The 13664-nt window shown below is 41.5% G+C and carries 11 protein-coding genes; 1 reads left to right on the top strand and 10 read right to left on the bottom strand.

What is annotated here, in order from left to right; all coding sequences use genetic code 11:
- Positions 1 to 195: hypothetical protein (locus tag TY87_RS22835; protein ID WP_232617199.1), on the top strand; the 195-nt coding region annotated here is incomplete at its 5' end.
- Positions 196 to 998: 803 nt separating this feature from the next.
- Here TY87_RS22835 and TY87_RS20800 read toward each other — a convergent pair.
- The 10 genes from TY87_RS20800 to TY87_RS20755 all read right to left on the bottom strand — a co-directional run bounded on the left by TY87_RS20800 (position 999) and on the right by TY87_RS20755 (position 13653).
- A complete protein-coding gene (locus TY87_RS20800; RefSeq protein WP_100188517.1) occupies positions 999 to 1883 on the bottom strand; it encodes a flagellin N-terminal helical domain-containing protein in 885 nt (294 codons plus the stop codon).
- A gap of 366 nt (positions 1884 to 2249) precedes the next feature.
- The gene (locus TY87_RS20795) at positions 2250 to 3800 is read right to left on the bottom strand and encodes an HD-GYP domain-containing protein (protein WP_100188516.1); all 1551 of its coding nucleotides are present in this window, start codon (positions 3798 to 3800) and stop codon (positions 2250 to 2252) included.
- A 22-nt stretch (positions 3801 to 3822) separates the two neighbouring features.
- Positions 3823 to 5133 carry a flagellar hook-associated protein FlgL gene (gene flgL, locus TY87_RS20790; protein ID WP_100188515.1) on the bottom strand — a complete coding sequence of 437 codons (1311 nt, stop codon included), beginning with the start codon at positions 5131 to 5133 and terminating at the stop codon, positions 3823 to 3825.
- A gap of 4 nt (positions 5134 to 5137) precedes the next feature.
- Positions 5138 to 7114 (bottom strand): flagellar hook-associated protein FlgK, encoded by a 1977-nt coding sequence (gene flgK / locus TY87_RS20785; RefSeq protein ID WP_100188514.1) that lies wholly within the window; start codon positions 7112 to 7114, stop codon positions 5138 to 5140.
- A 109-nt stretch (positions 7115 to 7223) separates the two neighbouring features.
- Entirely contained in the window at positions 7224 to 8210 is a 987-nt protein-coding gene (gene flgJ, locus TY87_RS20780) for a flagellar assembly peptidoglycan hydrolase FlgJ (protein WP_100188513.1), read from the bottom strand.
- 8 nt (positions 8211 to 8218) lie between these two features.
- Positions 8219 to 9307, bottom strand: coding sequence for a flagellar basal body P-ring protein FlgI (locus tag TY87_RS20775; protein WP_072842064.1), 1089 nt, complete (start codon positions 9305 to 9307; stop codon positions 8219 to 8221).
- Positions 9308 to 9356: 49 nt separating this feature from the next.
- Positions 9357 to 10208, bottom strand: coding sequence for a flagellar basal body L-ring protein FlgH (locus TY87_RS20770; RefSeq protein ID WP_100188512.1), 852 nt, complete (start codon positions 10206 to 10208; stop codon positions 9357 to 9359).
- A 13-nt stretch (positions 10209 to 10221) separates the two neighbouring features.
- Entirely contained in the window at positions 10222 to 11007 is a 786-nt protein-coding gene (gene flgG / locus TY87_RS20765; protein ID WP_100188511.1) for a flagellar basal-body rod protein FlgG, read from the bottom strand.
- Between the two features lie 64 nt (positions 11008 to 11071).
- Positions 11072 to 11815 (bottom strand): flagellar basal-body rod protein FlgF, encoded by a 744-nt coding sequence (gene flgF, locus TY87_RS20760; RefSeq protein WP_100188510.1) that lies wholly within the window; start codon positions 11813 to 11815, stop codon positions 11072 to 11074.
- Between the two features lie 140 nt (positions 11816 to 11955).
- Positions 11956 to 13653 (bottom strand): flagellar hook-basal body complex protein, encoded by a 1698-nt coding sequence (locus TY87_RS20755; RefSeq protein WP_100188509.1) that lies wholly within the window; start codon positions 13651 to 13653, stop codon positions 11956 to 11958.
- Positions 13654 to 13664: the final 11 nt, after the last annotated feature.

The following is a 13664-nucleotide window of genomic DNA, read 5'->3' as shown; positions in this document are numbered from 1 at the left end:
AAAAAGACGCAGCTGTGCCGTTCAAAAAATCCGAAAACCGAAATTTTACCCACTCTTCAGCCACAGGCTTTCCCTGATGTAAATCTGACTTTTGCGTCCACGAATGACCATGCCGCGTTCACGGCCGCAATCTATTCGGAAGGTAAAAAAAGAAACCTGTCATCAAACTCAATTCCTCAAAATCAACGCGTTTAATTTGCCAATCAAGGCTGCGAAAAAAAGACGCAGCTGTGCCGTTCGAAAGATTAGAAAAACGAAATTTCGCCCACTCTTTACCCACAAGCTTTCCCTGATGTAAATAGGTTGGAAAACCGACTTTTGAGCCAGTGAATGACCACGCCACGTTCACAGTCGCAATCTATTCAGAAGGTTAAAAAAGAAATCTGTCATCCATCTCAACTGCTCAAAATCAACACGTTTAATTTGCCAATCAAGGCTGCGAAAAAATACGCAGCTGTGCTGTCAATAAAAAATCCATTGCTCATGCGACCTAACGGAACAAGACATCGCCAACATGCATTCGACACATTTCAATTCGCTAGAGCCTGTTCTATTCAGTACTCTTCATTTTTTAGCAGCGAGCCTTGACTACTGAAACCTAGTAAAATCACCTATAGTTTCTCGCAAGACCCAGCAATGCATTTAAGACACAGACACATCGCTGAAATATTCACTAAAAACGATCCAAGCTCTTGAAAAGACTTGATCAAAAAAGCCTATCTCAAAGCCGATCAAGAGCAAAACAACACACATATCGTGATCTGTTTACTCAATAATCGCCTGCGACATAAGCCTCAACACCACATAAAACTCCTCCCCAAAACCACCCAAAACGCACACAAAACACGCTATTTGGGCAAAAAAAAGCCGGGTGAAAAAATCACCCGGCATAAAAGGCACCTCTAGGAGAGAGAAGTAGCCCATTTTCCGAGACAAACTCGAATCGTTTGCAAAAGCTGCAATCTAGTGCCGCTTCACATCATGCTATTTTGTATAAATTAATTACCTAATAAAGATAATGCAGTCTGAGGGCGCTGATTTGCTTGAGCAAGAATAGTACTACTTGCCTGCTGCAAAATTTGCTGACTAGTAAGGTTAGCTGTTTCTTGAGCAAAATCGGCGTCTCGAACTCGAGCACGAGCTGAAGATACGTTTTCAGAAATATTACTCAAGTTAGTAATTGTAGAACTAAATCGGTTTTGTATCGCACCTAGCTCTGCTCGCTTAGAATCCACCGCAGATATCATATTATCCAAGATTCCAATCATAGACTGAGCATTCAACATACTAGAAACAGATGCCGTTGTTACGTCAACCTGTACTTGAGCCTGACTTGAAAGTCCTGACATGGTAAAACCATTATTCCCCAAGTAATCAATAGATTGATTGGGACCACCAGACTGCAAAGTAAAACTGATAGTTTGGTTTGCATCAGCACCAACTTGGAAAACACCTTGAAAAGTACCATCTAATAAGTTAGCGCCACCAAATGTAGTTGTGTCTGCAATACGGTTAATTTCTTTGGATAATTGTGCCATCTCTTGTTGTAGAGCAACACGGTCTTTGTCTGAGTTTGAGCCGTTTGCAGCCTGGATAGACAAGGTACGCATACGTTGGAGCATGCTTGTCGTTTCATCCATAGCACCTTCGGCTGTTTGAGCTAAAGAAATACCATCATTTGCGTTTCGTACAGATTGGTTCAAACCATTAATCTGTGAAGTCAAACGATCTGATATTTGAAGACCCGCTGCATCATCTGCTGCACTATTAATACGAAGACCTGATGATAAACGCTGATAAGCAGTATCAAGATCTCGACTTGAACTAGTAAGCGATCGCTGAGCATTAAGCGAGGATACATTTGTATTTACATATAAAGCCATTTTATCTCTCCTAAAAACATTTTTTTAACGAGACAACCTTTTGATTTAATTAGTTATTTGGTTTTTGTCTCTTATTAAAGTTATCGACACCTTGGCGCTGATCTTTAATATTTTTTTATACTTTTTTTGAATTTCTTACATTTTCTTAACTCAAAAAAAGCGGTACCTACAGTTATCGAACTCAGAGTAAATAACTTTAAGAATAAAAGTGAAAAACACGAAAAAGACTTAAAAAAGACATAAAAAATACATAGACATCTAACGATCTACTTCCCAGTGAACGGTGAACGGTGAACGGTGAACGGTGAACGGTGAACGGTGAACGGTGAACGGTGAACGGTGAACGGTGAACGGTGAACGGTGAAATTATGAAATATGATTAATAAACTGCAAACCAAATACTTGAGGATCCACCTCTTTTTCTATTCTCACCTCCGTCCTTAAGTTAGCAGATTTATTTAACTCAATATCAGAAGCTTCAACAAACGCCTTATTTGTAGCACTATAAACCTGACGAATTAAAGAAGGCTGGAACGATTTATTCAATGTCAAAACGAACCCAATACGCCCGTTAGATAAAGACACACAAGAGCCAACAGGAATACTGCCAATGCTTTTTAAGAAGACCGCAAGCAGTTGTTTATCGAATGCTAGACCCGACTCTTTACGCATCTGCTGACATGCTTTAATTGGCCCTATAGAAGGTTTGTGAGGTTGTTCTGATGTCATGGCATCATAGGCATCAATGATCGCTGCTATTTTCCCATAGACTGAAATTTCTTGATCTTGTTTACCCGCAGGATAACCTGAGCCATCAATTTTTTCATGGTGATCAGACAGCATCTGATAAACCGCCTTAGGAACGCCGTCGCATTTTTGTAATATTTGCTCTCCGAACTGGATATGTTTACGAAATAAATCAAACTCGCTATCCGTCATTTTTGTGGTTTTTGTTACCATGGCTATCGGTAAACGAAAGCGCCCCAAATCAAACAACAATGCGCCAAGCGTAATCACCTCAACATAAGCACTCGATAATTTCATTGCTTTGGCAAAATGAATACCAAGTACAGCCATACCCATAGCATGCTGTTCTAAATAAATTGAAGCGTCTTTTATATGACGTATTGCCATTAGCGAAAAATTATTACGAGTGTGAGACTCAATAAGTCGACGACAAAACTTCATAAGCTCTAGTATTTCTAGCTGGTCACCACGCTTAAAGCGCTCCACCTGAGTAGACAGTAAAGAATACCCATCCTGAAATATTTTAAGCGCTGTGGCCGTTTCATCATCAAATGAAGTAGGAATGAATTTACTTTCTACTGGCGTTTTTCTAAGCACTGCAGACTTTAATGTTTGTTGCTCCACTTCCACAGCCGGATTTGAGCTATCAATCGCAGCCTCTTTATTTAAGTCACCACTTTTATCCATTCGAGCTTTGTAACTAAGGATATATTCTCTTGTCTGCTCGTTTAGTTCTTGTCTAAAGTAGCGAAAAAGGCTTTGACCTCTGCCATGCTTACTACGTAACTCTTTTGTGTTTAGATCAGGATTAAGCTTTTTAAGACTTCTGACAGAGCGACCGCTCGCAATAGACATGCACAAAATAAGAAACCGCTCCTGTGCATCATAAAGACGCTCGCGTCGGCTATTTAATAATTTACCATCAGAAAAATACGGATCATAAGGAAGGAATTCAGAATCTAATGTTGGACGCAATAAATCAAATGCTAGTTGGCGCATAGCGATACCAACAATTCGATCTTTTCTACCATGGAGTTTTATAAGGCTTTGAACACGCTTACTTCCAACAACCTTATCTTTAATTTCTAAGATATCAAGTATTTCATGTATGTCGAAATACCCAACATTGATATCAGCCCCAAAACAGGACTCCATTTTAAATACTGACATCTTTTACCTTACACCCTAGAGCTTACATTTTATTAAATAGAGAAAGATTACTCATACGAGTAAACACTTTTTGTGAAGCGCTGAGTGCAGATTCTTTCATAGATAATTCTGTCGCCGCGGCGGCAATATCTAACCCTCCAACACGATCTTGAGTAACGGCATTCGATAATTGATTTGCTGAACTAAAATTCTCTTTATCTCGAAGAATATTCAAACGAGACCCTACTGAGGATCGCCCTTCACTTACCATACGCTGAGCATTTTTAATACTGGTAGTAGCATCAGAGAAAGCAGCTTCTCGCTGTCCCTTTGTAGAATTATTATCACTTAGCACAGCAAGAGTATCATTAATTTCGTTTAATACATTATCACGCCTAGGTTTATCTAAAGAAATACCAGCCGTCGCTCCTGGCGCACCTCTCATAAGAAATGACATACCACTGAAAGTAATTGGCTTACCTGCTGTATACAATCCAGAAGATACCACCTCACCTAAATTATTAGTGATGCTATAGGTTCCTGGAGTACCATCAAAGGCTCGCTGTCTGTCTAAATCTTCTTTCGAGTCTGCCCCTAGATTCGCGCCAGCAACAACTGGCGGAGTATTTCCTGCCGGAACAATTGGTGTCGTGGTTATAGTAAATACATTCGAAAGAGGATTTTCAGGGTCATAGTTATCCTCCATAAATTTATCGAAATCTCCTTGATTCTCTACTTTAGCAGAAAACGATACATCCCCAGCTAATAATTGCGCAGAAAAAGTACGACTAGTCCAAATATCCTGAAAGAGTTTTTTCCCAGAATCAGTAACAGGTATTTTCATATTCTCGGATATTTGGGCATACTTTTGCCCTTCATTGCCGGCCCATTGATAACGACCTTGACCATCTAAAATAAATGGTGGTCCCTGCGTATCAGTCCCTGCAAAGATATAGTTCCCATCAGCACTTTTAGAATTCATTAACTCAGCCATTGATTCTGTAATCAAAGCAACCTCTTGAACAATTGCATCGATATCGGCTTGAGTATTCGCATCATTTTGCGCTTGGATAAGAAGAGAGTGAGCATCATCCATAGAATCATTCAAACTATCTAACGCTACTTCTTGATATTCAAGATGACTCGTAGCCATTTTAATAGATTCGTCAAAAATTTTTAGGCGATTATTATTACCTTCATACATCAATATTTGACTAGCGCCCACAGGGTTATCACTCGGTCTAACAATATCAGTTTGTGCCGAAATTTTTTCTTGAGCGCTAAGGATTTTTTCATTTGCTTGGCCAATCGCCCGGCTCGACTGACCATAAATTAAATTATTCGTCACTCGCATAAACTTACCTCATAATCCCTAGTAAAGTTTCAAACGTCGTACGAGCAGCTGTAACAACTTGCGCAGATGCGGAATAAGATTGTTGGTATTTCATAAGATTCACCGCCTCCTCATCAAGACTCACCGCCGACAACCTGTCGCGACGATTGACACTATCGTTCATAATCACTTCACTAGATTCTGCATGACCAGCCACTTCAGCTGTTTTTGCTCCAACATAGGAAATAAAACCCGCAAATGCTTTGACTAAACTCGCTTTTCCTTCCACTAACGACTGATTTTGTAAATCCACTAACGCCAATCCATTAAAATTATCAGATTGGCCAATTTCATCCGTACTGATAGAAAACTCATCGCCTGACTGTGGCTTAGATGATACAGACACATCAAACCCAGCATCTTTGGACAATCCAGCCTTTTCAAGTAAATCTGTATACTCAAAAACATTATCTACTGAGGCAATCTCCACCCCAGAAGCATCACGAACGACATATGAATTAGGTGATGTAAAATAAATTGAATGAGGAGCACTAGGATACAGAGAGCCATCAGATGCAAACGCAGAAGTCGCTGGTTTAGTATTTGTAACAGAAGATAAAGATATTCTGGCCTCGGATAAATTATCCGAACTCGTAGACACACCTACAGGCGCACTCAAGGCAATATTATCGCCACTTTTAATTTTCAAATTTAAGCCCGCTGCCGCCCCCGCTGAAGGGGCAAAGCTAAAGACATCATCGTGATCGATAATATTAAAATCTTTCACCCTAATATCTAAACCTAACTCTTCAATTTTATAATAGCCATTGCTATCTGGAGTCATATTAGAAGGGTCAAATATTGTCGACTTACCTACAGCATTACCGTTTAAGTCGTATTTTTTTATCGCAAATCGATTATCGTCTGTTCTGGTGAATTCATAAGTATCTGTAGTGATTTTGGAGGCTTCTCCTGCTGATACTCTAACGGAAAAATCAGATAATTTATGAGTATTATCAGCGCTAGAATAAACACTTATATCTTCCAACGAGAACAAGTCTTTACCAAAATCTCCGTTCGCATCAAGACCTTTACCATTCTGCATATTCATAGCATCCGATATAGCAATAGCATTCTGACCTAGAGTACGATCTGCATATTCACTAAACTCAGAGCGAAAATCCACTAAACCACCAACACTACCACCAAGACTATCGCTTTTTAAAGCGACATTGTAATCACCAAAACTTACGACCAAATCAATCTTTTTTGGGTTTAACTGATTAGGAACCACCTTTAATTCTGTTGGTGTTTGATCCATCACTAATGGTTGACCATTGGCTAGCTGAATCGTCATTAATCCATCGTCATTAAATTGCGCATTGATGTCCAAATACTTAGAAAGATCTTTCGCTAGCAGCTCCTGCTGGTCTCGTAACTCATTTGCAGGAGAAATTGACAACCCCTCTTCTCTGAGTATTTTGACGTTCAAATTAGAAATTCTAGTAGTGATAGAGTTAATGTCAGCTAAGGATGTTGTCAGTTGTTGATCAACCAGACTCTCTTGACCACTAACCATGTTAGAAAGTGCTTTATACTGTCCAACCAGGTTATTCAAACTAGAGTGTGCAAGCTGTCTTAACGATGATGAAGTAGGATCATTATTTGCAGCCTGCAACGCGCTAAAAGCTTTATCCAAATAACCAGAGAGAGAAATACTATCTTCAGCTAACAAGTTATCAGACATAGCCATCAAAGAATGGTAGGTATCATAATAGGAAAAGTCTGAAGTATCAGATCGTACCTGAGCGCTAACAAAATTATCAACAAGGCGCGAGGTATCACGAAGCACAACGCCACCAACAGGCGAACTAGCGGTATCGGTTCTTTGACGACTATAGCCCTCTGTATCCACATTGGCTGTATTTTGCCCAGTCGTATTAATACGGGCATTACTAGACAGTAGTCCAGACAAACCAATTGAATATAAATTTGAGCCCATAGCTCACACCCCTAGTACGTTTTTCAAAAATAACCTTGAGCTCTTCTTTAGCTCTATCGGCTATTAATGCAAGAACTTTACCAACGCTGAGAATTGAGTGGCTTTATTATTACAAACCTTGAAACCACTTACTTGAAAGGATATTGTCGATTTTTTCAGAGTACTTTGGATCCGTTGCGTAGCCGCCTTTTTGCAAAGAAGCGGCAAACATTGACGCATCATCCCCAGCCCGCAAGGCGTCTTTATACCGCTCACTAGAAGATAAAAAATTCGCATAATCATCAAAGCTTTGCGAAAAAGAATCATAAGCACGAAACGCTGCTTTTTCACGCTTGGCCACACCATCACGAAACTCTAAGGTATTTACAACAGCCCTATCGCCTTGCCAACGATTATCCGCTTTTATACCGAATAGATTAAAACTCGCTGCGCCGTCTTCTTTAGCAATCGGATATTTCCCCCACCCCGTCTCTAATGCTGCTTGAGCCAATATTGCTTTGGGATTTACACCAAGTTTCTCGGCGGCATGCTGAGCATGTGGCCATAGGTTTTCAACAAACTCATCAGGCGACCCGAACACCACAGAAAGTGCTGAGGGTGCAGAAGAAGACCCCGTAGAGGAAACATTTAGGGATTTTTGCTCCACCTCCTGCTGAACTGATTGTATAAATTCAGTAGAAGCGCGGTGGGCCAAAGCTTGAATTCGAACCAAGTCTTGTTTGGCGACCTGATTCAAAAAATCAGTATCTCCTCGCTCTTTCGCTTCAGGCGAACTACTCCGACCTTGCTGTTGAGTTTGATACTGACGAATCAGAGCCTCGGATAGTCCAATACCACCAGACTGAGCCATGCTCTGAGACATCTGTGAATCCATCATCTCTTGATATTGCTTGGTTTGAGCGCTGGAAAACAGGCCGCTACCAATCGCTTCATTCGTACTACGCATGTTTTTTAACAGCATATTAATAAAGATAGACTCAAACTGCTGAGCAACGTCTTTTAACGCAGCATCAGGATCTTTTTGCGCCTTGGTCTTTAAATCGGTTAGCGTAGAAAAATCAGCAAAAAAATCTTGCTTTGGCGGTACTGAGTTCATAACCAAGCCTATATCACCACTAAATCAGCGTTAATCGCACCGGCTTGCTTTAAGCCTTCCAAGATCGCCATAACATCACCTGGCGCAGCACCAACTTGATTGACTGCACGAACAATGTCGTTGAGCGAAGCGCCTGGATCAAACACAAACATATGACCGCTATTTGGCGCGATTTCAATGCCTTCTCGTGGCGACACGATAGTCTGTCCACCTGTAACCGTGCCATCTTTTCCAACAACCGGCGGCACTTCTTTGATAGTCACCGTCAAGCTTCCATGCGTAATCGCAGCTGGAGATACTTTAACGTGCTGACCAATTATAATGGTTCCAGTGCGAGAGTTAACCACGATGCGCGCACGCTCTTCAGCAACCTCAACATCTAGATTTTCAAGTATCGATAAATACGTAACACGCTGACTCGAATCTCTTGGTGCAGACACTCTAATCGATGTAGCGTCTAGTGTCGTCGCCACACCTGGTCCTAAAAGATTATTAATTTTATCAGTGACTTGTTTTGCTGTTGTAAAGTCTGGGCGATTAAGGTTAAACGTCAAGGTGTCACCCGTATTAAAACTACTGGGAACGATACGCTCTACACTTGCGCCATTGGGTATACGACCAACTGTAGGGACATTGCTTGTGGTTCGCGACCCATCAGCCCCATTGGCACCCAAACCACCAACAACTAAATTGCCTTGAGCAATCGCGTAAACCGCGCCATCAGCACCTTTTAATGTGGATAAAAGTAGCGTCCCACCACGTAACGCACTCGCGTTGCCAATAGATGAAACTGTCACATCAATTTTTTGACCTGGTTTAGAGAAAGCAGGCAAAGTAGCCGTTAAAGAGACCGCTGCAACATTTTTAGACGTAGCATTCACACCTTCTGGCAAGGTCACACCAAAACGAGACAGCATACTAGCAAAGCTCTGATTGGTAAAAGCTGTACTATCACCTGTTCCATTAAGACCAATCACCAAGCCATAACCAAACAATTGGTTTTCTCGGACGCCCTGAACACTAGCAATGTCCTTCAGACGCTCAGCCTGAACAGAAAAAGATAAAAAATATAAGACAATTAGCGCTATGTGCTTCATCACATCACCTATTGAAAGGAGCAAACCTCTCAGTTGTTAGATCATTAAATTAATAAGGCATATCACTAGAGTTAAGTAAACGACTCACCCAACCTTGCTCGCTTCCTGCGGCAACATCTCCGGTTCCAGAATACGTAATTCTCGCATCCGCAACACGTTCAGATTCTACTGTATTGTTTGGAGAGATATCTTGTTTACGCACCACCCCAGAGAAACGAATGTATTCGTCTCCTTGATTTAAACGTAGCCATTTCTCTCCACGCACTGCCAACAAGCCATTTGGATAGGCTCTATAGACAGTCACCGAAATCGTTCCACTTAAACTATTATTTTGATTCGCCGATGCATTTCCTGAAAAATCAGTTCCTTGCTGAGGGAGCGTTGTATCTACTTTTAACTCTTGACCTAATACTGTCGGATTTTCAATCGTTGCCGAAGAGGACTTAGAAACAGTTGCAGCATTAGCTTTCGTTGACGTCGTCGTTTCATTCAAATTAATGGTTAAGATGTCACCCACTTTACTGGCTTTCTGATCTCCGAAAAATACATCCCCCATACTGGTCTGGTAAATACCGCCAGTTGGTGCTTGCGAAGGATTCATACCATTCGGGTACACTGGCGCATAATAAGGATCATCCGACTGAATGGATTGACTAATACTAGGTCCATTTAATGGATCATTAGGATCTGGTACAAAACCTTTACGCGGAACATCTGATGAAGGCTCTGCTGGTGTTTCACTATTATCACCAGCAACTGCGTCAATAACCGCATCCGTTGCAGCCGCCGCAGCTCCAGCCGCTGCTGCATTGGCAACCGCTTGTTCGTTAACATCCCAAGAGAGACAACCAGACAAACAAGCACTTAACAAAACCAAGAACGCAAATTTAATCTTCATCATATTCCACACGTTACTATAACTGCTGTATTGCAAAGCTCATCATACCATCGGCAGATGCTATGACTTTTGAGTTCATTTCATAGGCCCGCTGCGTCGTGATCATATTGACAAGTTCTTCAATAGAATTGACGTTGGAGGCCTCAAGCATTCCCTGAGCTATAGTACCTAATGAGTCAGTTCCAGGTACACCAACTAATGGCGGACCACTAGCATTTGTCTCAGTAAAAATATTCTGCCCTGAAGCACTTAACCCAGTTGGGTTTATAAAACCAGCAATATTAAGAGCACCGACCTGCTGAGCATCAGCATCGCCATTTTTACGCACAGACACAACACCATCTTCTGCAATCATGATTTCAATCACATCAGGATCAATTTGAATCCCGGGTTCAACCACCAAGCCGCCCGATGTCGCAAGCTGTCCCTGACTATTTAATTGAAGACTACCATTACGTGTATAAGCAATGGTTCCATCTGGTTGTAACACTTGCAAGAAACCTTTCCCTTGAATAGCAATATCAAGCTGTCTATCCGTCATATTATAGTCGCCATTGGAGAAGTCTTTTTGCGTTGCTCCAACTTTTACACCAGTACCTAACTGCAAACCTGATGGCAATTCCGCGTTCTGAGCACTCAAACCACCCGGTGCACGTACGGTTTTGTACATCAGATCTTCAAATACAGCTCTATCTTTCTTAAATGCAGTTGTCGAAACGTTTGCCAAGTTGTTGGCTACTACGTTTAACTGCTTATCCATCGCACTCAAACCGGTTTTACTGACCCATAATGCTGAATTCATAAAAGCCTCTTATTTAATTCCGTTAAATTCTTTACGTTATTTGTTAAGCACTTGCAGATTGCTCTTAAGACGTACGCTGTAGTATACGAGCTGAAGAGTCTGCGTTATCTCGAATGGTATCCATCATCTTCACGTTCATTTCGAAGCGGCGCGCTAAGTTCATAATATGCGTCATCTCTTCTACCGCATTCACGTTACTACCTTCGATAAAACCACTGACCAATTGCACATTCGGATCAGGGTCTAACGCTTGACCATCACGTGAATGAATCAATCCGTCTTCTTCTTTGCGTAAATTTTGTTTATCAGGATTAACCAATTTAATCTGGTTTAGCACCGCAACTTCGTTATTTGCGCCACCTTGAGGAACAATAGAAATAGAACCATCAGCGGTAATGTTAATACTATCAGCAGGTGGCAAAAAAATAGGCCCACCTACACCAGCAACTGGCAAACCTCTTCCTGTTACTAATTGCCCTGCGGCATTAATTTGAAAATCACCAGCTCGAGTATAAGCCTCTTGCCCACTTTCATCATAAACAGCAATAAAACCATCTCCAGCAACGGCAACATCCAAATTGCGGCCTGTCTGTATCATATCGCCTTGCGTATAACGCGTTGCTGGGTTCTCCGTCATCGCATAGACACGACTAGGATGATAGTCACCATATACCTGCATAGAGCGAGCTTGCTCGAAATCTGAACGAAAGCCTGTTGTACTCACGTTCGCCAAATTGTTAGCGTGTATTGTTTGAGCATTCATGGTTTGTACGCCACCACTCATTGCCAAATATAAGGCCTTATCCACTACAATTCTCCCAGAAGAATTTATATAACTAAGATAACTACTATCAAAAAACGTACCAACTTATAAAAGTAATAAAAAATCCAAAAAAAAGGCCGAAACAGCAAGGCTGATTCGGCCACAAATCTTCTCTCTCCAGAAAATTAACGCAGATTTATTATCGTCTGAGTAACAGTATTTTCTGTTTCTAATGTTTTACTGTTAGCTTGGTAATTACGCTGCGCCTCTATAAGGGCAACAAGTTCAGCGGTCAAATCAACATTAGATTCTTCTAACGCACCGCCTGCAATTTTACCTAGAGTTGCACTGTTAGGTCGGCCAATATCAGCAGGCCCCGAAGTTTTCGTTGCCACCCACATCGTATGACCTGACGGCATCAAACCGTCAGTACTATCAAATGTTGCCAAGGCAATCTGGCCAAGTGTTGCCGTTTGTTGGTTGGTATAATTGGCTATCAACAAGCCATCACTATCAAAGGACACACCTTGTAGCTCTCCAGCAGAAAAACCGTTCTGCTCAAAAGTATCAGTATTAGCTAGCGCAAATTGCGTTGAACCGGCCAAATCAAGCTGCGTAATACGCTCTCGATTTGTTGGATCAATCCCTCTTACTTCTAGAGGAACTGGCTGTTCAATTCCAAGAGGCGATATACCACGATACACCCCCATCAGATTACCTGCTGCATCAAAAGAAACCGCGGTATTCTTTTCCAGATATCGAGCATCTTCCCCAGTTGTTGGGTCAACAAAACTTTCCTCACCATCCATAGTGACACGCAGTTCATAAGTATTATTTTCACCCTGCTTTATAAAATAATACCCCAAAGTATGAGACTCCCCTAAAGAGTCATAAGTTGTTCGAGTATTACCATACGAATAGGTATCTGGGTTCAGTGGATCAAAAGCCTCACGAGAAACGATACTTGAATCTCGAATTTCCTCAGGTGTCAACGTAGCCGTAATAGCTGCGCCCCCCAATGTCCCACTAACAGCTAACGGTGCCTTAGTACCTGTCGCCACATCAACAGAATTAGGCTCATTCGGCCCCACATAGAGAAGTGAAAATGGAGGTTCCTCAACACCATCACCATTATAGTCTGTACCACCTTCGGCAGTATTGAAGGTAGCGTAAGTTTCAGCAAGAAAAGGCAATCCCGCATCATCCGTTAAATTACCATCAACCGTTGCATGCACTTTATAAGTATTTGGCAATTCACCTTTAGCATAATAATACGTCACTATATGCGACTGCCCATTCCCATCAACAACCCCTTGCGTTTGCGTAAAGTTGTATGTATCAGGATCATTGGGGTCAAATATAGCTTTAATAAAAGGTGGAACATCTTCGTTTTTAGAGTCCAAATTGACTTTCAAACTCATTGAAGTAGTAGGCTCAGGCGGAATACGATCGGTTGGGATTTTCAAATCAGCTAAATTTCCACCAACCACACCATCTACTGCATTAAACCCTTGGACATTGTTACCACTATTGGTAACTAAAAAACCATTTTCATCCAGCTTGAAATTACCGGCACGAGTATAAGCATTAGCAATCCCAGCATCGATAACAAAAAAACCACTACCATCGATAGCAAGATCTAAGTTGTTATCAGTATAAGATAAGTTTCCCGACGAGAACTCTTGAGAGACTTTACTCACGCTCACACCTGAACCGATATTATTACCACTTCCGGCACCAAGCACACTGGTGTTATAAAGATCATCAAACTCAATACGTGACTTTTTAAAGCCTGTAGTATCGGCGTTGGCAATATTATTACCTGTAACACTTAAATAATCGGCAGAGGCCTTAATGCCAGATAATGCAGTATTGAATCCCATAATGCGCTCCA

The sequence above is a fragment of the Marinomonas sp. BSi20584 genome, from assembly GCF_002792415.1.
Taxonomy (GTDB): Bacteria; Pseudomonadota; Gammaproteobacteria; order Pseudomonadales; family Marinomonadaceae; genus Marinomonas; species Marinomonas polaris.
This window is presented reverse-complemented; position numbering and strand designations above follow the sequence as displayed.